This is a genomic window from Pseudonocardia sp. ICBG601, assembly GCF_020496245.1.
Genome location: NZ_JAHLJA010000148.1, coordinates 2,858,865 through 2,877,447, shown reverse-complemented (window position 1 = coordinate 2,877,447; position 18,583 = coordinate 2,858,865). Strand labels below are relative to the sequence as shown.

Annotated in this window: 14 protein-coding genes; 3 read left to right on the top strand and 11 right to left on the bottom strand. The window is 76.6% G+C overall.

Annotated elements, in window-relative coordinates; all coding sequences use genetic code 11:
- Window positions 1-7 precede the first annotated feature (7 nt).
- Window positions 8-211 carry a hypothetical protein gene (locus tag KPL57_RS43130; RefSeq protein ID WP_178375331.1) on the bottom strand — a complete coding sequence of 68 codons (204 nt, stop codon included), beginning with the start codon at window positions 209-211 and terminating at the stop codon, window positions 8-10.
- Window positions 212-283: 72 nt separating this feature from the next.
- A complete protein-coding gene (locus tag KPL57_RS43125; RefSeq protein WP_226356160.1) occupies window positions 284-1,732 on the bottom strand; it encodes an aromatic amino acid ammonia-lyase in 1,449 nt (482 codons plus the stop codon).
- A 131-nt stretch (window positions 1,733-1,863) separates the two neighbouring features.
- Here KPL57_RS43125 and KPL57_RS43120 point away from each other — a divergent pair, with 131 nt between their 5' ends.
- Complete coding sequence (locus tag KPL57_RS43120) at window positions 1,864-2,145, top strand: chorismate mutase (protein WP_226356159.1); 282 nt, start codon at window positions 1,864-1,866, stop codon at window positions 2,143-2,145.
- 10 nt (window positions 2,146-2,155) lie between these two features.
- On the opposite strand, the gene KPL57_RS43115 is transcribed toward KPL57_RS43120, so the two are convergent.
- Entirely contained in the window at window positions 2,156-3,589 is a 1,434-nt protein-coding gene (locus tag KPL57_RS43115; protein WP_226356158.1) for an amidase, read from the bottom strand.
- Between the two features lie 98 nt (window positions 3,590-3,687).
- Here KPL57_RS43115 and KPL57_RS43110 point away from each other — a divergent pair, with 98 nt between their 5' ends.
- On the top strand, window positions 3,688-4,635 hold the full coding sequence (locus KPL57_RS43110; RefSeq protein WP_226356157.1) for a helix-turn-helix transcriptional regulator: 948 nt from the start codon (window positions 3,688-3,690) through the stop codon (window positions 4,633-4,635).
- Window positions 4,636-4,666: 31 nt separating this feature from the next.
- Here KPL57_RS43110 and KPL57_RS43105 read toward each other — a convergent pair whose 3' ends face one another.
- The 4 genes from KPL57_RS43105 to KPL57_RS43085 form a co-directional block, all read right to left on the bottom strand.
- Window positions 4,667-6,322, bottom strand: a complete 1,656-nt coding sequence (locus tag KPL57_RS43105) for a hypothetical protein (RefSeq protein WP_226356734.1) — start codon at window positions 6,320-6,322, stop codon at window positions 4,667-4,669.
- 38 nt (window positions 6,323-6,360) lie between these two features.
- Window positions 6,361-7,392 carry a phenylacetaldoxime dehydratase family protein gene (locus KPL57_RS43100; RefSeq protein ID WP_308016726.1) on the bottom strand — a complete coding sequence of 344 codons (1,032 nt, stop codon included), beginning with the start codon at window positions 7,390-7,392 and terminating at the stop codon, window positions 6,361-6,363.
- 1 nt (window position 7,393) lies between these two features.
- Window positions 7,394-8,401 (bottom strand): carbon-nitrogen hydrolase family protein, encoded by a 1,008-nt coding sequence (locus tag KPL57_RS43090; RefSeq protein ID WP_264198742.1) that lies wholly within the window; start codon window positions 8,399-8,401, stop codon window positions 7,394-7,396.
- A gap of 122 nt (window positions 8,402-8,523) precedes the next feature.
- Entirely contained in the window at window positions 8,524-9,465 is a 942-nt protein-coding gene (locus tag KPL57_RS43085; RefSeq protein ID WP_226356156.1) for a helix-turn-helix domain-containing protein, read from the bottom strand.
- Between the two features lie 125 nt (window positions 9,466-9,590).
- Between KPL57_RS43085 and KPL57_RS43080 the strand changes: the two genes are divergently transcribed.
- On the top strand, window positions 9,591-14,612 hold the full coding sequence (locus KPL57_RS43080; RefSeq protein WP_226356155.1) for a SpoIIE family protein phosphatase: 5,022 nt from the start codon (window positions 9,591-9,593) through the stop codon (window positions 14,610-14,612).
- Here KPL57_RS43080 and KPL57_RS43075 read toward each other — a convergent pair.
- From KPL57_RS43075 to KPL57_RS43060, 4 genes are read right to left on the bottom strand one after another with little or no spacing between them, the layout of a single operon-like run.
- A complete protein-coding gene (locus KPL57_RS43075; RefSeq protein WP_226356154.1) occupies window positions 14,596-15,252 on the bottom strand; it encodes a (2Fe-2S) ferredoxin domain-containing protein in 657 nt (218 codons plus the stop codon). The two genes, KPL57_RS43080 and KPL57_RS43075, sit on opposite strands and share 17 nt — an antisense overlap.
- On the bottom strand, window positions 15,249-16,775 hold the full coding sequence (locus KPL57_RS43070) for an ABC transporter ATP-binding protein (protein WP_226356153.1): 1,527 nt from the start codon (window positions 16,773-16,775) through the stop codon (window positions 15,249-15,251). Before KPL57_RS43070 ends, KPL57_RS43075 begins: the two co-directional genes overlap by 4 nt.
- Window positions 16,772-17,653: an ABC transporter permease gene (locus KPL57_RS43065; protein ID WP_226356152.1), complete on the bottom strand. Its 882-nt coding sequence runs from the start codon at window positions 17,651-17,653 to the stop codon at window positions 16,772-16,774. Before KPL57_RS43065 ends, KPL57_RS43070 begins: the two co-directional genes overlap by 4 nt.
- A complete protein-coding gene (locus tag KPL57_RS43060) occupies window positions 17,650-18,582 on the bottom strand; it encodes an ABC transporter permease (protein ID WP_226356151.1) in 933 nt (310 codons plus the stop codon). The genes KPL57_RS43065 and KPL57_RS43060 overlap by 4 nt, the downstream gene beginning before the upstream one ends.
- Window position 18,583 lies beyond the last annotated feature (1 nt).

Sequence of the window (18,583 nt, the reverse complement as noted above, 5' to 3'; positions counted from 1 at the left end):
CGGCCGGTCAGATCGCGCCGGTCAGCTCCCCGGTGACCACGCGGCGCTCGTTCTCCGTGCGCCAGGCGCGGTAGTCGGCGTCGTCGGCGGCGGTCCCGATCCGGGCGATGCAGTCTGCGCAGAGGTCCGCGACCTGCAGGAGGCAGTCCTGGCCGCAGTCCCGGCACGCGATGAGCTCGGCGAGGGGGTCGTTCACGGTCGCTCCGGACATGACCGCGAGCCTACCGAGGGCGCCCGCCCGCCCCCGGCGCGGCCGGTCCGACACGCGGGAGCGGCCCCGGCGTCAGCGCCGGCCCACGAGCCGGTCCAGCAGCGTCCCGGCGAGCGCGACCTCGTGCCCCACGCGGTGGTCGGCCCGCTCGTCGGGGAGCTCGGCGTCGACGTCGTGGAAGATCGAGGCGAGCAGCCGCCCGTGCGGTGCGGTGTCGGCGAGACGCAGCGCGCGGACCGCGGCGACGAGCTCGCAGGCCAGCAGCACACGGAAGCTGGCCGCCGCCGACGCCGCGCTGCGGGCGGCGTGCGGGGCGAAGCTCGCGTGGTCCTCCACGCCGCGGGAGATCACCGAGGTCCCCATGGTCACCGGGCCCGCGGAGTGCCGCAGTCTGCCCAGCGCGTCGTGCGCGACGTACTCCAGGATCATCAGACCCGAGCTGCCGTGCGGGCCCCCGGCCAGGAAGGCGGGCAGCCCGGTGAAGTCGGGTTCGACGAGGTCACCGAGGCGCGCCGCGGACAGCTCGGCGACGTGGTGCACCGCGGCCCGCAGCTGGTCCAGCGCCAGCGCCGGGTAGGCGGTGGAGAACTGGCCGTGGTGGAACACCGCGCCGGTGGCGACGTCGACCAGCGGGTTCTCCGCGGCGGCATTGACCTCGATCTCCAGGATCCGGCGGAGCTGGTCGACGCTGTCCAGCGCCGGGCCGTGGACCTGGGGGAACGCCCGCAGACCGAACGGGTCCTGGATCCGCCGGCCGGGGCTCAGGTCGCCCTCGTGCCACAGCAGCTCCCGCATCCGCGCGGCCGCACGCACCGACCCGGGGTGCGGACGGCGGGCGTGCACCGCCTCGGCGAACGCCTCGGGCGACCCGGCGAGCGCGCAGTAGGACAGGGCCGCCACCGGGTGCGCGGCGTCGAGCAGCCGGCCCAGCTCGTCGACGGCGAGCACCGCCCGGGCCAGCGTCACCGCGCTGGAGGACATGAACGCCAGCGCGTCGCCCGGGGCGAGCCCGACCGGCTCGACGGCGCCGTCGGCCCACGGGACGTGGCCGGTCAGGGCGAGCGCGATCTCGGCGAGCGGGGACAGGTCCCCGGTGCCGATCGTGCCCCCGTCGTGGACGACGGGCAGCGCACCGGTCCGCAGCGCCGTCTCCAGCGCCGTGACGAGACGCGGGTGGATCCCGCTGCCGCCGGCGGCGAGCTGGTTGAGCCGGACCAGCATCGCCGCCCGGACGACGTCGGCGTCCAGCGGCTCCCCCACCCCGGCCGCGTGGCTGAGCAGCAGCCGCAGGTCGTGCGCACGGGCGTCGTCGCCGCCGACGACCGTGTCGCGGTTGGCACCGACGCCCGTGGTCCGCCCGTACACCGGCCGGGTCGAGCTCGCCGACAGCGCCGTGTCGTGCGACGCCCGGACGATCTCCGCCGCGGCGGGCGCGACCACGACCGCTCGGTCGCCGCGGGCCACGCGGAGGACGTCGTCGCAGGTCAGGGAGCCGCCGTCCAGGACGAGCGGGTCGGTCATCGGGCCTCCTCCGGTTCCTTCCCGCGGCGAGGGACGCGGGGGTGTCGGAGGCGATCCTGCCGAGGTGGTCGTGGGCGGGTGCCGGCGGTGGTCCGGACGGGGGCGGGGCACCGTGGTGCGACGATCCGGTCGTGTCCCTGGAACAGATCCGCGCCGACATCGACCGGCTCGACGCCGACATCGTCCGCCTGCTGGCCGAGCGCCAGGCCCTGGTCACCGCCGCGGCCGCGCACAAGTCCGACGAGCGGGCCGTGCGGGCCGTCGACCGCCAGGCCCGGGTGATCGAGCGGGCCCGGGCGAACGCCGCCCGTTCCGGCCTGGCGCCCGACATCGCCGAGGCGGTCTACCGCGCGATGATCGACGGGTTCGTGGCGCTCGAACTCCGCGCCGCGGGACTCGACCGGCCGACCTGACCCGCCCCGGTCAGCCGACGACGGTCCCGGGGCGGCGGTCCGCCCAGGGCAGCGCCCGCTCCAGGTCGGCGGCCAGCGCGAGCAGCGTCGCCTCGCCCGTGTAGGGCGCGACGAGCTGGACGCCGACCGGCCAGCCCTCCGCCGAGGTCCCCAGCGGCAGCGAGATCGCCGGGTTCCCCGTCATGTTCGACAGGGCGGTGAACCCGGCGGTGCTGAAGATCCGGTCGTACCAGCCGCGGGCTCCGAGGGACGCGTCGTCGGCGTCGAGGTATCCGGCCGCGGTGTTGGGGACGTTCATGGTCGGCGTCAGGATCAGGTCGTAGGTGCGGTGGAACTCGGCGACGGTCCGGCGGGTGGCGTTGAAGACCCGGTCGGCGGCGAAGAGGTCCGCGGCGCGCAGCGTGCGGCCGTGCTCGACGCAGGCGAGCGTCGTGGCCTCCAGGTGCTCCGGGCCGGGCGTGAGGCCGAGGGCCTCGGCGAGGCCGTCGACGCCGTCGGCGAGGAACGCGGTCCAGGCGATGAAGTTGGCGTCGTCGAACGCCGCACCGTCGAGCTGCGGCGCCGCCCGTTCGACGTGGTGGCCCAGCTCCTCCAGCATCCGGCCGGCGGCCTCGGTCGCCTCGACGCAGCTCGCGTCCACCGGCCCGTCGCCGGAGAAGGGCTCGGTGTGCAGCGCGATCCGCAGCGGACGGCTGCCGGCGCGGACCTCGTCGGCGTAGGGGCGGACGGGGTCAGGCAACGCGTAGCGGTCGCCCGGCTCGTGGCCGTGGACGGCGTCGAGCACGGCGGCGCAGTCGCGCACGGTCCGGGTCAGGACGAACTCGACCCCCATTCCGAGGAGCGGGTCGGCGTAGTCCGGGCCGGGTGAGGTGCGGCCCTGGCTGGGTTTGAGCCCGACCAGTCCGCACGCGGCGGCGGGGATCCGGATCGAGCCACCACCGTCGTTGGCGTGCGCGACCGGCAGGGCGCGGGCGGCGACGAGTGCCGCCGAACCGCCGCTCGACCCGCCGGGACTGCGGGACAGGTCCCACGGGTTGCGGACCGAGCCGGTGGCGACGGCCTCGGTGTTGGCGTTGAAGCCGAGCTCCGGGGTCGCGGTGAGCCCGAGCGTGGCGAACCCGGCGCGGCGGAAGCGCGCCATGAGGTGGGTGTCGGTCGGCATCGGGACACCGTCGCCGAGCAGCCGGGTGCCGGACCGGGTCGGGACGCCCGCCGCGTGCGCGATCAGGTCCTTCAGCCCGAAGGGGACGCCGGCGAACGGCCCGTCCGCGGCGTGGTCGAGCGGGCTGTCGAACGGCCCGTCGACGAGCCCGTTCACCGCGGGCTGGACGGCGGCGAGTGCCTCGGTCGCGGTCCGTGCGACCTCCTCGGCGGTCACCTCGCCGTCGCGGATCAGCGCTGCGAGGGCGGTGGCGTCGAGGTCGGCGTACTCGCGGGGTTCCATGGTTCCTCCTGCCGTGGGGTGGGCGAACCGTAGGCGGGCGACCGGCTGCGGGAATCGGTCGATTGACGGATCCCGCGTGCCCGTTAGCGTGCTGGGGCATGACCGCGCTGGCCACGGCACGCGAGCTGGGCGCCTTCCTCCGCCGCAACGGTGGCCGGACCCCGGGCTCGGCCGCGTTCGTGCTCGAGGGGCTGGCGGCGGTGGTGTCGTCGGACTGCGCCGCGCTGTCGGTGTGGGACCCGGTGCTGGGCCGCCACCGTGCCCTGGCCTCGACCTACCCGTCCGCCCTGACCGGCTTTCTCGACCACGCCATGCACACCGACCCGCTGTTCATGACGGTCCGTCGCGACCGGGTCCCGGTCCGGGTCCGCGACCTGCCCGTGGCCCGACGGCGTGGCCGGATCTTCGACACGGTCATCAGCCCGAGCGGGTTCCGCGACGGCATCACGCAGTGCCTGTTCGCCGCGGACGGCCGCTACGTGGGAATGGTGAACGCCAGCACGCTCGGCACCCGCCACCCCGACGACGACGCCGTCGCCCTGCTCACGCTGCTCGGCTCCGACCTCGCCGCCTCCCTGGACCCGGTGCCGCGGCTGCTGCCCTCCACCGCGGGTCTCGGCGACGACGACCGGGAGGGCCTGCTGCTACTCCCCGACGGCCGCGTCGTCGCGCTGACCTCGCGGGCCCGGGTGGGTCTCCTGGAGCCGCCGGCGCCGCTGCACGGGGCCGCCCGGAACCTGCACGGCGGACCGGCCCACCACCTGGTGGTGCACGGCGGCACCGTGCACGACATCGGTCTCCACCGCGCCGAGACCGGTGTGGTGGTCGTCCACCGGGAGGTCGCGGCGCCCGCCGGGCTGACGGTGCGGGAGCTGGAGGTGCTCGCCCGGGTGGCCGAGGGACTGAGCAACGGCGAGATCGGGACGGTGCTGGGCATCGGGCCGCGGACCGTCGCGACGCACGTCGAGCACGTGCTCGCGAAGACCGGATGCCGCAACCGGGCCGCCGCGGCGGCGACGGCGGCGGGGTGGGGGCTGCTCGTCTGAGGGCGGGACCGTCCACTCCTCCCGACGCTCCTCAGAACCCCCGGAACACCCCGTCCTCGGCCGCACCGGCGAACTCGTGGAAGTCCATGTTCGCCAGCGACAGGTTGTTCTCGACGCTCCACAGCTCCTCGGTCACGACCCGGAAGGTGCGACCGCGGTCCTCCCCCGACAGCCCCACGACCAGCACCGGAAGTTCCTCCGAGGCCAACGTCGTGGCGTCGACGACGAACAGGCACTGCCGGTGCCGCGACCACGCCGGCGTCGCGAGGACGAGCAGGTCCTCCACCGTTGCGGAGTCGTATGCGGTGTCCTCGACGACGCCGAGGCCCGCAGCGAACCCCGAGCTGTTGGGCGTGGACATCCGCCGCAGCGCGGCGGCCCAGGCCGCGTCGTCGCGGAAGTCGGTCCGGATCAGCGGGGTCCCGGACACCGCGGGCAGCGACCGTGACACCGGGTCGTCGCGCAGGACGACGTCGGGCGCGGGCGGCGCCTCCCAGAGTCGTACGACGTACTGCTCCTCCCCTCCGCTGCCGCGGCCGGAGGCGTGCACCCGGGCGCGGACCGACGTCGTCCAGGGGAAGGCGAGGTCGTGCTGGTCCGGCCAGACCGTGTGGGGCCGGCCGATGATCCGGCACAGGCCGGTGTTGTCGTAGCCGACCTCGACGATCTGCTCCCAGTGGTCGCCGTGGATCGACGGCTCGGTGTCGAGCTCGGGCCCGTGGGCGGTGGACTCCACGATCACCTGCACCGGGCCCGCACCGGCGCCGACATGCACCACGATGCCCCCGGGCACCGGCGACACCAGCCCGTTCGCGGGGACCTCCACCACGGGCCACGCGGTCTCCTCGGCCGGGAGCAGGGCGAACCGGCCGTCCTGCGGGTACACGGTGGCCGAGGACGCCCGTGGCAGCAGGAACTGCGCGCGCTGTTCCGCGGCCAGCGCGGCGGGCCACGCCGTCGGCATCGGTACCTCGGGCAGGAGCTCGGCGACCGCGTCGAGCGCCCAGCCGACGACCAGGGCCGAGTCGTCGGCGGAGGGCCAGGCCCGGGTGGACCGCGTGGCCCGGGCGACGACGGCCGCGGTGACCACCCCGAGGGCGAACCATCGGCGGCCGTGCTCGGCCGCGACCGCCGAGGCGGGCTCCGTCGCGGCGACGACGAGCGAGCCCGCGACCGGCGCCCGCCCGGACAGCTCACGCAGCAGGTCCGTGGTCAGCGGCCGTGCGTTCGGCGACAGCATGCGGGCCGTCGGGAGCGGCCGCGCGAACGCGTCGTGGCCGTCCAGGAACCCGACGGTCGCGACGACACCGCCCGGCGCCCCGTCGGCGGTGGCGAGCCGCAACAGCTCGCCGGCCACCGGGTCGGCGAACGCGACGTCGGGCAGCACCGTCTCCACGGCACCGAGCAGGCGGTGTGCCAGGGTCGATGCGACGCCTCCGGGAACGGACGGGCCCGCCGCCTGCGGCGCGGGTGTCATCCGCATCGGTCCGCCGGCGGGGCCCGGGTCGGTCACCGGCGCGTCGTCGTGCTGCCGGCCACGGCGGGCACCGAGCCGGCCGAGGGGCTCCGCCGCGCCGTCGGGCACCCGGTCTGCCAGCGCCACGGCGGCCCGGGCCGCCTGCTCGGCGACGGCCGTCGCGACCTCGGCCAGCGTGTCCTCGTACCCGGGCCCGTCGTCCACCACCACGTCACGGACCCTTCCACATCGGACGGTGTGTCCACGGCCTACGCCCCCACCGCCCGCAACAACCCCGTCCGGTCGTGACACCCGACGTAGACGAACTCGGTGTCGTCCCCCTCCGCCACGGTCACCTCGTGGTGGAGCCGCAGGTTGGCGGCCGGCCCCATCGTCGACAGGTACCGCATCGCCGCCCGGAAGATCGCCAGATGGGTCGGGTGCGACTCGGCCCAGGTGTCCAGCTCGGCCATGCTGCGCCACCAGCTCAGGCCGAAGGTGCGGTCGGTCGGGGCGCCGTCGTCGTCGAGGACGGTCATGTACCGGTTGACGTGGCAGCCCACGGCGAGCCCCTCGTCGCGCAGGTACTCCATGCCCGCGCGCAGGTGCGGTTCGACGTCCTCGAGGTACATCCGCCGTTCCTCGCCCGCGGTCTCGGTCCACTCCTGCCCGGAGCGGATCAGGCAGACGTTGCGGCCCGGCCGCACCGTCCGGACCGGCCCGTCCACGGTGACCCGCACCCGTCCCTCGGGGGCGATCTCGCCGTCCTGGGCGATCGGGAGGCGGTCGCGGGCGCCGCCCCAGTAGGCGTGCTCGCGGATCTCGCCGCTGAGCCCGTCGGCGAGCCGGGCGACCCCGTCGAGCCGGTCGCTCGAGAACAGGGTCTCGAACCGGTCGACCGTCGGGACGACGACCTCGCGGAACCGACCGAGCCCCGCTCCGGCGTGCTCGGGGGCGGTCCAGTCGTCGGCGGCCCGCCAGCGCCGGTACGCGTCCGGGTCGGTCCAGTAGGCGATGACGACGCGAGTGCGGAAACCGGCCTCGTCGACGTACTCGGCGAGGTCGACGTGCCCGGCGCCGCCCGCGACGAGGGAGGCCCGCAGTGCGGCGACCGCCTCGGTGACCGCGGTCGGGACGCCGTCGCGGTCGGGCCACTGCACGCCCAGGTAGGCCATGACGACCTCCCGGGTGTGCTGCGGGAACCGGGCGCTGAACGACGGGTAGGGCGGCCGGAAGTCCGGCCCCGTGCGGGTCGGGACCGTGCGCGGGCGCCGCAGGTGGGGCGCGATCGAGGACTCCACGTCAGCCCCGGTCGGCCGCGGCGACGGGCTCGTCGGCGTCGGCGAAGGCGGGTGCCGGTACCGCACGCTCGACCGTCGCCGGGTGCGGCGACCGGTCGACCAGCAGGCGCAGGACGTCCGGGCGGGAGTAGTGCCCGACCGGGTCGGCCGCGGACTTGGCGATCGCGATGAGCGAGAAGTCGAGGTCGGCGACGACGAGCCCCTCGACGTCCTCGGGCAGGTCCTCACCGAGCGGGGACCCCTCCGGGCCGAAGATCCGGGCGAACCCGCCCCCCTGCAGCAGCAGCTGCTTCTTGACCTCGGTGTCGCAGAACAGGTCGTGCGCAGCCTGCCCGACCGTGGCGCACGGCGAGACGACGAACGTCTGCCCCTCGACGGCGTAGATCATGCTGGCGGCGACGTTCACCTCCGGGCCCAGCGCCCGCGCGCCGCCGCGGTAGACCGAGAAGCTCGGCCACGCCCCCACGTGGATCTGCTCGTCCTGGCTGTACATCGCGTACTTGGTGAGCGGCTGGATGTGCTCCCAGCAGTTGAGGGCGCCGACCCGGCCGATCGGGGTCGGGTGGACCTGCAGGTCGCTGCCGTCGCCCTCGCCGAAGACCGACCGCTCGACGTGGGTCGGCTTGAGCTTGCGCCGCACGCCGAGGATCTCGCCGGTGTCGGACAGGAACCCCTGCGCCATGTACAGCGAGCCGCGCGAGATCTCGCTGAAGCCGAACACCACGTGGATCCGGTTCCGCCCGGCGGCCGCGGCGAGCCGGTGGATGTGCTCGCCGTCGCGGGTCATGGAGTTCTCGGCGTAGCGCGGGACGAACGCCATCCCGGCCGCGGGGGCGTCGAGCCAGATCCACCACGGGTAGCCGGGCAGGAAGGTCTCCGGGAAGCCGACCAGCTGCGCCCCGCGGGCCGCCGCGTCCTCGATGATCCCGATCATCTGCTCGACGCCCGCGTCGAGGTCCAGCCAGCGGGGCTCGGCCTGGACGGCTGCCACCCGGACGGTCTGCGCCATGGTCATCTCCTGGTCGACGGCTCGACGGTCGCTCGTCGACCGCCGCTGCCCGACGAGACTGGCGTCACTCCCGGCGCCGCCCGTGACGGTCCGTGCCACGGCACATGACGGTCCGGGCCCGGTCAGACCGTCCGGCGGAACGCCCCCGGCGTCGTGTCCAGCTCCCGGCGGAACGCCCGGTGCAGCTGGGCCTCCCCCGGGAATCCGCTGCGCGCCGCGACCACCGGCAGGCACAGGTCCGGCCGGGCCCGCAGCAGCTCCGACGCCCGTCGCACCCGTTCCGCGCGGAGCAGGGCGGTGAACGTCGTGCCGTCCTCGGCGAGCGCCCGGAACAGGGTGCGCCGGGAGACGCCGCAGGCCGCGGCGACGCCGTCGGCGTCGAGCTGCGGGTCGGCCGCACCGCCCGCGACGGCGCGCCGCACCCGCTGCAGCACCGCGGCCGACCGGCCGCCGGCGGGCACCGAGTCCGCCGCGAGACCGAGCGCGAAGTCCAGCAGCCCGAGCGCGTGCGGGACCAGGGTGCGGCCCTGCTCCGCGGTCGCCGGCTCCCGCGCGAGCCCGAGGAAGAACTCCGACACCAGCCGCCCCGGCCCGTGGGCGGGCAGCGGCACCGCCGTCGCGTACCGGGCGGTGGCCCCGGCCAGCGAGGCCTTGGGCACCTGGATCACGAGCTGCCGGAACGGCCGGTCGAAGCTCAGCGTGTACGGCCGGGTGCTGTCGTAGAAGGCCATGGCACCGGGGGCGAGCCGGGCCTCTCGGCCGTCCTGGCGCACCGCACCGGCACCGGTGAGCTGGATGCTCGCCAGGACGCACTCCTCCCCCGAGCGGGCGATGAGCGAGCGGGTGCGGTCGACGTCCTGCGGGCCGGCGTCGACCAGCGACATCTCCAGCCCGGTCAGCTCCCGCCTGCGGATGCTGCCGCCGAACGGCTCCGCGGACCTCGGCCGGGCCGCGAGCTGGACGAAGGTGTCGCAGATGATGTCGCGCCAGTAGTCGAACGCGTCCTCGGTCCCGACCGTCGCCGTCGACCACTCCGCGTCCGTCCCCGGAGCGAATGTCCCCATACCCGAGGAGTGAACCCCGCCACTCCGGGGCCTGTCCAGCACCGCCCGTGGAGATGAGTGGCGCACGTCCGGACGGGGTCGGCTAGATTTTCCACGGCCGTCCGACCGGGCCGAGGAGGTGGTTCATGCGCGGCGACGACGACGCGGTCGAGAGCACGCAGTCCGACCTCGTCCACGCCGCGATGGCGGCCCACGACTGGTCCTCCCACCCGCTCGGCCCGCCCGAGCGCTGGTCACCGGACCTGCGCAGCGTCGTCCGGATGCTGCTCGACTCCCGGTTCTCGATGTGGATGGCGTGGGGCCCGGACCTCACGATGTTCTACAACGACGCCTACCGGCGCGACACGCTGCGCGACAAGCACCCGTGGGCGCTCGGCCGCTCGGCGCGCGAGGTGTGGGCCGAGGTCTGGGACGACGTCAGCCCGCTGATCGGGTCGGTGCTCGCCGGCGGTGGGGCCACCTGGGACGAGGACCTCCTGCTGTTCCTCGAACGCAGCGGCTACCCCGAGGAGACCTACCACACCTTCTCCTACAGCCCGTTGCACGAGGACGGCGCCGTCGCCGGGATGCTGTGCGTGGTCACCGAGAACACCGACCGCGTGCTCAGCGAACGCCGCATGCAGACGCTGCGCGACCTCGCCGCCGACCTGGGGCCGACCCGCACCGGGGCGCAAGTGTACGCCGCCGTCGGGCGCGCGCTGGCCGGCAACCCGCAGGACGTCCCGTTCGGGCTGGTCTACGAGTTCACCGAGGACGGCGGGACCCGGCTCGCCGGCTCCGCGGGCATCGCGCCCGACGCGCCCGGTGCCGACCCGGCCGGCTGGCCGCTCGACCCGGTGCGCGAGGGCGGCACGGCGGTCGTCGACGACCTCGCCGCCCGCCTGCCGGGGCTGCCCCACAGCGCCTGGGACCGGCCGCCGTCGCACGCCGTGCTGGTCCCGCTCGCCGGGGCGCAGGGCGAGACCCGGATCCGGGGGGCGCTGGTCGTCGGGCTGAACCCGTTCCGGACCTTCGACGAGCGCTACCGGGCCTTCGTCGACCTCCTGGCGGGCCAGGTCGGGGCCGCGCTGGTCGCCGCGGGCGCCTACGAGGCCGAGCGGGAGCGGGCCGAGGCGCTCGCCGAGCTCGACCGCGCCAAGACCGACTTCTTCTCCAACGTCAGCCACGAGTTCCGCACGCCCCTGACGCTGATCATGGGACCGGTCGAGCAGCTGCGCGACGACCCGCCGGGGCCCGACCGGCTCGCCGCGGAGCTCGACGTCGTGCACCGCAACGCGCTGCGCCTCGGGCGGCTGGTCACCACGCTGCTCGACTTCTCCCGGCTGCAGGCCGGACGGCTGCGCGCGACGTTCGAGCCGACCGACCTCGCCGCCTTCACCACCGAGCTGACCAGCCTGTTCCGGTCGGCGATGGAGCGCGCTGGGCTGGACTACACGGTGGACTGCCCGCCGCTGCCCGGGCCGGTCCACGTGGATCGGGAGTCCTGGGAGAAGGTCGTCCTCAACCTGCTGTCCAACGCGCTGAAGTTCACCCTGGACGGCCGCGTCGCGGTCGCCCTGCGCGCCGACGGCGACGACGCGGTCGAGCTGACCGTCGCCGACACCGGGGCCGGGATCCCCGCCGAGGAGCTGCCCCGGCTGTTCGAGCGGTTCCATCGCATCGCCGGTGCCCGCGCCCGCTCGACCGAGGGGTCGGGCATCGGGCTCGCCATGACCCGCGAGCTGGTCACCCTGCACGGGGGGACGATCACCGCGGCGAGCACCGCGGGCGCGGGCACCACGTTCACCGTCCGGATCCCGACCGGCACCGCCCACCTCGACCCGGACCGCGTCGCCGACACGGCGTCGGGCGGCGCACCGACCGCGACCTCGGAGGCGTTCGTCGGCGAGGCGCTGCGCTGGCTGCCCGGTCCGGCACCGGCGCCCGTCGTCGGGGACGGGGCGGGGCCGGGTGCGCCGGCCTCCGCGGGCCGGATCCTCGTCGCCGACGACAACGCCGACATGCGCGAGTACCTGCAGCGGCTGCTGGCCGACCGCTACGAGGTCCAGCTCGTCGAGGACGGGAAGTCCGCGCTGACCGCGGCCCGGGAGCGCCCGCCGGACCTGGTCGTCACCGACATCATGATGCCGGTGCTCGACGGCATGGAGCTGCTCGCGGCGCTGCGCGGCGACCGTCGTACCGCCGGGGTGCCCGTCCTGCTGCTCTCCGCCCGGGCCGGTGAGGAGGCCGCGATCGAGGGCCTCGGCGCCGGCGCGGACGACTACCTGGTCAAGCCCTTCTCCGCGGCCGAGCTCGTCGCCCGGGTGAACGCCCACCTGAAGCTGGGGCGGGGCCGTCGCGACGCCGAGGCCCGGTTCACCGCCATGGCCGACCTGGCCCCGGCCCTGATCTGGGTCGCGGACCCGGACGGCGCGCGGACCTACGTCAACTCCGGCTGGCAGGAGTTCACCGGCCGGGAGGTCCCCGCGGACCTCGGCGACGGCTGGACCGACGGGCTGCACCCCCAGGACCGGCAGCGCTACCGCGACCGCGTGGCCCCGGCGCTCGCGTCCGGGACGGGCTGGCAGATCGAGTACCGGCTCCGCCGCGCCGACGGCGCCTTCCGCTGGATCCTCGAGCACGCCGTCCCGCTCCACACCGGCACCGACGGGACGGTCACCGGCTGGGTGGGCAGCGGCACCGACATCAACGTCCGCTACCGCGAGTCCGAACGCCAGACGCTGCTCGCCCGGCTCAGCCGGGAGCTGGACAGCTCCGACGGCGTCGACAACCGGCTGCGGCGGCTGACCGCGCTGCTCGTCGAGACCCGGCTGGCCGACGTGTGCACGGTCCGCCGCGTCGACGACGCCGGGCAGCTCGTCCGGGTCGCCCGGTGCGGTCCGGACGCCGCGACCGAGGAGGTGCTCGACGAGCGCCCCGCCGAGACCTCGTTCGGCCTCCAGGTCCTCGACGCCGGCGCCGCCGTCCTGTGGGACGACACCGCGCCCGGCGCGATGGTCCCCGGCTCCCCGATCCCCGCGCGCTCCGCGGTCGGGGTGCCGCTGTCCGCGCGCGGCCGGGCGCTGGCCGTCCTGGTGCTGGTCCGGGGCCCGCGGACGACGCCGTACGCCCCCGACGACATCGAGCTCGTCACCGAGCTGGCCGACCGCGCCGCGCTCGCGCTCGACAACGCGCTTCTGCTCGCCGACGAGCGGGCCAACGCCGACCGGCTGGCGCTGCTGCAGCGGGCCACCGCGCAGCTGTCCGCCGCCGCCGACCCGACCGAGGTGGCCCGGACCGTCGTCACCCACCTGAGGGCGCTGCTCGGCACCTGCCGGATCGCGGTCTACGAGCTCGACCCGGCCGGGCAGCAGCTGCGGGCGCTGGCCCTGCACGACGTCGCCGACCCGCAGGCGTGGCGCGAGGTGCCGCTGAGCTCGCCGGCCCCGGCGGCGGTGACCGCCCGCCAGGCCCGCGCGCTGTGGCTGGAACCGGGCACCGACTGGCGTGAGCGCCACCCGGAGCTGGCCACCCTGCTCGACGGCCTCGGCCACGCGACCGTCTTCACCCTCCCGCTGGTCACCGCCGCGCGCACCGTCGGCGTCATCGCGGTCGCGTTCGGGACGCCGCGCCCGCTCACCCCGAGCGAGCGCGCCACCCTGCTCGCCCTGACCGACCCGGCCGCGCAGGCGCTCGAACGCGCCCGGCTCTACCGCGCCGAGCGGGAGGTCGCCCACACCCTGCAGCGCACGCTGCTGCCCACCCGCCTGCCCGACCTCGACACCGTGGAGATCGCGGTGCGCTACCAGGCCGGCGCCGCGGGCACCGAGGCCGGCGGCGACTGGTACGACGTCGTCGACCTCGGCGGCGGGCGGGTCGGGCTGTCGGTGGGCGACGTCGTCGGGCAGGGCGTCGCGGCGGCCGCGGTGATGGCCCAGCTGCGCACTGTGCTCTCCGGGGCCGTCCGGCAGGGCCGCGACCCCGCGTCCGCGCTGGAGCTGCTCGACGAGTTCGCGACCTGGATCCCCGGCGCCCGCTACTCGACGGCGGCCTGCGTGGTCGTCGACCCCGGCCGCGGGGAGCTGCGCTGGGCGCGGGCCGGGCACCTGCCCGTGCTGGTCGTCGACGAGAACGGCAGCCGCTACCTCGCGGGCGGCCACAACCCCGTCCTGGGGATCCGCGGCCGGCCGCCCTTCGGCGAGGGCGTCGCCCCGATCGCGGCCGGGCAGACGCTGGTGCTCTACACCGACGGGCTCGTCGAGCGCCGGGGCGAGGTCGTCGACGAGGGGCTGGACCGGCTGGCCCGGATCGCCGCCGAGGTGGCGGGGCTGCCGCCCGAGCAGTTCGCCGACCAGATCGTCGACCGGGCCCTGGCCGGGGCCGCCCACACCGACGACGCCGCGCTGGTCTGCGTCCGCGTCCTCCCGCCCGACATCGACCTCACCGTCCCCGGGTCCGCCCGGGAGCTGCCGGGGATGCGCCGCCGGGTCCGGCGCTGGGCCGGCCACGTGGGTCTGGGCGAGGACCTCGGCGACGACCTGGTCCGCGCGATCGACGAGGCCGCCGCCAACAGCGTCGAGCACGGCTACGCCGAGTTCGACCCGCCCGGTGAGGTGCGCCTGCGTCTCGGGTACACCCCGCACGACGGCGTCCGGGCCCAGGTCGCCGACACCGGCCGCTGGCGGCCGCCGCCGCCCGACCCCGGCTACCGCGGGCGCGGCCTGCAGATGATCCGCGCCATCGCCACCACCGCCGAGATCGACACGGCGGGCCGGGGCACCGTGGTGCGCATGCGGATCACCCCGGACCCGCACACGCCCGCCGTGGCGCAGCAGCCCGCGCCGCCCGTACGGCCCTCCCCCGGGCGCCGGCGCACCGAGCTGCACGACGACGGCCGCAGCGGCGACGCCCGCCGCCTCACCCTGGCCGGCGACCTCGACCTCGCCGGGGCCGCCGAGATCCGCGACCGGCTCCTGGAGCTGGTCGCCGCCGGGCCGGTGCTCCTCGTCCTCGACGGGCCGACCTACGTCGCGAGCAACGGCGCCGCCCTGCTCGCCGAGGCCGCCGACCGGGCGGGCGCCCGCGGGCACCGGCTGCGGGTCGAGGTGCCGCCGGGCCCGGCGCGGCACGCGCTGGAGCTCTCCGGGCTGCTCACGCTCCTGGGGTGAGGGCGACCAGGGCGGCCGCGTCCTCCGCGGTGACGGCCCGGTGCCAGGTGGGACCGTCGACGACGAGCGGCCCGAGGTTGCACGGTCCCAGGCAGCCGCACGGGGTCACCTGGGTCGTGGTGCCCCGCGCGGCCGCGGCGAGGGCACGGTGGGTCTCCCCCGCCCCGTACACCAGGCACCGCGGGCCGCGGCAGACGAACAGGTGCCGGTCCGGGACCTCCAGCTCGGAGAACGCCGGGCTCGCGAACCCTCCCGGAGACGCGGTGACCGGCTCGCCCTCGGACGCGGCCAGCGCGACGACGGCGTCCGCGACGACCTCGGTCAGCCCCGGCGCGATCCGCACCTGCGGCCCGTCGCCCGACGCCGCGCCGCGGTGCGCGACCGCGCGGGCGATCCAGGTCGTCAGGTAGCGGTCGGCCGGGACCGCGAGCGGCACGACGAGGACCGAGGCGACCCCGTCCGCGGCCAGCGCGTCGAGGGCGGCGGGGACCGACGGGGTCTCCTGGTCGAGGTGGGCGTGGCGGACGGGGCCGGGGACGCGTTCCGCGACCGCCCGGACCAGCCCGGCGAGCGAGCGGGCGTCCACCCCGGCCGGGGTGGGGCGCGCGACCAGCAGGAGTGCGCGGTCGGTCGTCGTCATCGGTGTGCTCCCTGCGTCCGGGGTGAGGGGTCGAGGCGACCGGACCGCATCGTCACGATGCGGTCGGCCCAGGTTGCCAGCCGGTCCCGGTCGTGGCTGACGACCAGGACCGCGGTCCCGGCCCGGGCCACCCCGGCGAGCAGCGCGGTGACCTCGGCGGCGGTCGCGACGTCGAGGCTCGCGGTCGGCTCGTCGGCGACGAGCAGCGCGGGCTCCGCGGCCAGCGCCCGCGCGATCGCCACCCGCTGGGCCTGCCCGACCGACAGCGTCGCGGGTCTGCGGTCGGGGTCGACCTCGCCCAGGCCGACCCGGTCCAGCATCGACGCCGCCCGCCGGCGCGCCGCGGCCCGGGACAGCCGGCCGTCGCGGGCCCGGACGGGTTCGACCAGGGTGCGCCACAGCGGCCAGCGCCGGTCGAGCGAGGCGACCGGGTCCTGGAACACCGGCATCACCCAGCCGGGACGGGCGGACCCGACCCCGTGGACGACCGTGCCGGCGTCGGGCCGTTCCAGGCCCGCGACGAGGCGGGCCAGCGTGGACTTCCCCGAGCCGGACCGCCCGACCAGACCGAACACCTCACCGGCCCGCAGCGTCAGCGAGACCTCGTCCACCGCGGTGACGGTGCCGTAGCGGCGGCGGACCCGGTCCGCGCGGACCACGACGTCGGAGCCGCCACGGCCGGATCCGACACCGCCGGATCCGCCGTCATCGGGGCCGCCGTCGCCGGGGCCGCCGTCGTCAGGGTCGCCGGGACCCGCGGGAGGCGCGGGCCGGGTGGCGGGCACCGCGGCGGCGACCAGCGTGCGGGTCGCGGGCGCCGCGGGGGCCGCGAGCAGCCGGGCCGCCGGGCCGCGCTCGACGACCCGGCCCCCGTCGAGCACCACGACCTGCTGCGCGTGCCGGGCGACCAGGGCCAGGTCGTGGCTGACCAGCAGCAGTGCGCCGCTGCGCTCCCGGACCAGCGCCAGCACCTCGTCGGCGAGCTCCGCGTCGAGCGCGCTGGTCGGTTCGTCGGCCAGGGTCAGCGGCGGCGAGTGCGCGGCGCCCGCCACGATCGTCGCCCGCTGCAGCATGCCGCCGGACCAGGTGTGCGGGTGCCGCGCGGCGCTGCCGGCCGGGTCCTCGATGCCGACCGCCGCGAGGTCGGCGTCGACCCGGCCCGCCGGCGGGGCCGCGCGGTGCGCCCGCCACGCCGAGGCGACGTGGTGCCCGACGGTGCGCAGCGGGTCGCAGGCCGCGAACGGGTCCTGCGGCACGTACCCGACCACCGGGCCGCGCAGCGCGCGCAGCGCGGCCTCGGGCAGACCGAGGACCTCGCGACCGGCCACCCGGACGCTGCCGGTCACCGTCGTCCCGGCCGGGAGCAGGCCCAGCACGGTGCGGACCAGGGTGGACTTCCCGCTGCCGGAGCGGCCGACGACGGCCCAGCGCTCGCCGTCGTCGATGCGCAGGTCGACGTCGTCGAGGGCCCGGTGACCGTCCGGATAGGTGACGGTCAGGCCGCGGACCTCCAGCGCGCTCACCGGTGCCCCCGCGGGTCGGTCACGTCGCGCAGCGCGTCGCTCACCAGGGTCGCCGCGGCGACGGCGAGGACCAGCCCGGCCCCGGGCCCGATCAGCTGCCACGGCGCGAAGGCGAAGGTCTCCCGCCCGGCCGCGAGCATGGTGCCCCACTCGGCGGTGGGCGGCTGGGCGCCCAGCCCGAGGAAGGACAGCCCGGCCAGGAGCAGCACGGCGTCGCCGAGCCCCAGGGTGGCCGCCACCGACACCTGGGCGGTGACCCCGGGGACGACGTGGGTCAGGACCGCCCGCACCGGTCCGACCCCGGCCATCCGCGCCGCGACGACGTCCGGCCGGTGCGGGGCGCCCTGCGCGACGCTGCGGGCGAGCCGGGCGAGCGAGGCCCAGCTCGTCACCACCATCGCCAGCACCAGGTTGAGGTGCCCGGGTCCGAGCACACCGACCACGGCGAGGGTCAGCACGAGCGTCGGCAGCCCGAGCATGACGTCGGTGGCGCGGGTGAGCACGGTGTCGAGGGCGCCGCCCACCGCACCGGCCAGCGTCCCGACGACGATCCCCACGACCGCGGACAGGACCATCACCGCCACCGCGGCGCCCAGCGAGCTGCGGGCCCCGGCGACGCTGCGGGCCAGCAGGTCCCGCCCGGCGTGGTCGGTGCCGAGCAGGTTGCCCGGCGACGGCGGCGCGAGCTGGCGGGTGTAGTCGGGCAGGTCGGGGTCCGGGAGCACCCACGGCCCGACGACCGCCGCGACCAGCAGGACCGCCGCCATGGCGAGCCCGGCGCGGGCCGCCGGGCTCGCGAGCAGGGCGCGAGTGGTCCGCCCGTCGAGTCCGTGCGGGACGGGCGGTGCCGCGGGGGTGAGGATCCCGGCCCCGGTCACCGCGCACCGCGCAGGCGGGGGTCGATCACGGCGCAGACGAGGTCGAGGACCAGGCTCGCCACCACGTAGGCGACGACGGCCAGCAGGGTGAACCCGACGATCACCGGCATGTCCCGGGCCGTGATCGCCTCGACGGTGAACCGCCCGACGCCCGGCCAGGTGAACACGCTCTCGACGATCGAGGCGCCGCCGATCAGCGCCGCCGTGCCCAGCCCGACCATGGTCAGGAACGGGGCGAGCGCGTGCGGCAGCCGGTGCACCAGCAGGACGCGCAGCGGACCGGCGCCGCGGGCCCGCGCGACCGTCACGTGCCCGGCACCGCCTGCCTCCACCAGGCTCGTGCGCAGCACCCGCGACCACACGGGCACCGACCCGGCGGCGAGGACGAGCGCGGGCAGCAGCACCGTGCCCCAGCCGCCGTCGGCGATGACCCGGCCGAGCCCGGCCCGGACCACGACCAGGTCGAGCAGCACCACCCCGAGGACGAACCCGGGGACCACCAGCAGGACGAGCGCCACGACCCGCGACACCGTGTCCGGCCAGCGCCCGGCACCCAGTGCCGCCGTCGTCCCGAGCGCCAGCGCGGCGACGACGGCGATCCCGAGCGCGGCGACGGTCAGCCGCAGCGTCGCGGGCAGCCGCTGCGCGAACTCGGCGGCCACCGGCCGTCCGGTCCGCCAGGAGACACCGAGGTCGCCGCGCACGGCGTCGCCGGCCCACCGTCCGAACCGGACCGGCAGCGGGTCGTCGAGCCGCAGCTCGGCGCGGACCGCGGCCACCGCGGCCGGGGCGGGTTCCAGGACCCCGCGCGCCTGCAGGACCCGTTGGGCCGGGTCGCCCGGGGTGACCGCGAGCATCCCGAAGACGAGCACGGCCGCACCGGCCAGGGTGAGCAGGGCCTGACCGAGCCGCCGGAGGACGGTGCGCACC

Coding starts and splice junctions, on each gene's coding strand:
- KPL57_RS43130 (WP_178375331.1), bottom strand. CDS start 211: ATGTCCGGAGCGACCGTGAACGACCCCCTCGCCGAGCTCATCGCGTGC.
- KPL57_RS43125 (WP_226356160.1), bottom strand. CDS start 1,732: ATGACCGACCCGCTCGTCCTGGACGGCGGCTCCCTGACCTGCGACGAC.
- KPL57_RS43115 (WP_226356158.1), bottom strand. CDS start 3,589: ATGGAACCCCGCGAGTACGCCGACCTCGACGCCACCGCCCTCGCAGCG.
- KPL57_RS43110 (WP_226356157.1), top strand. CDS start 3,688: ATGACCGCGCTGGCCACGGCACGCGAGCTGGGCGCCTTCCTCCGCCGC.
- KPL57_RS43090 (WP_264198742.1), bottom strand. CDS start 8,401: ATGGCGCAGACCGTCCGGGTGGCAGCCGTCCAGGCCGAGCCCCGCTGG.
- KPL57_RS43085 (WP_226356156.1), bottom strand. CDS start 9,465: ATGGGGACATTCGCTCCGGGGACGGACGCGGAGTGGTCGACGGCGACG.
- KPL57_RS43080 (WP_226356155.1), top strand. CDS start 9,591: ATGCGCGGCGACGACGACGCGGTCGAGAGCACGCAGTCCGACCTCGTC.
- KPL57_RS43075 (WP_226356154.1), bottom strand. CDS start 15,252: ATGACGACGACCGACCGCGCACTCCTGCTGGTCGCGCGCCCCACCCCG.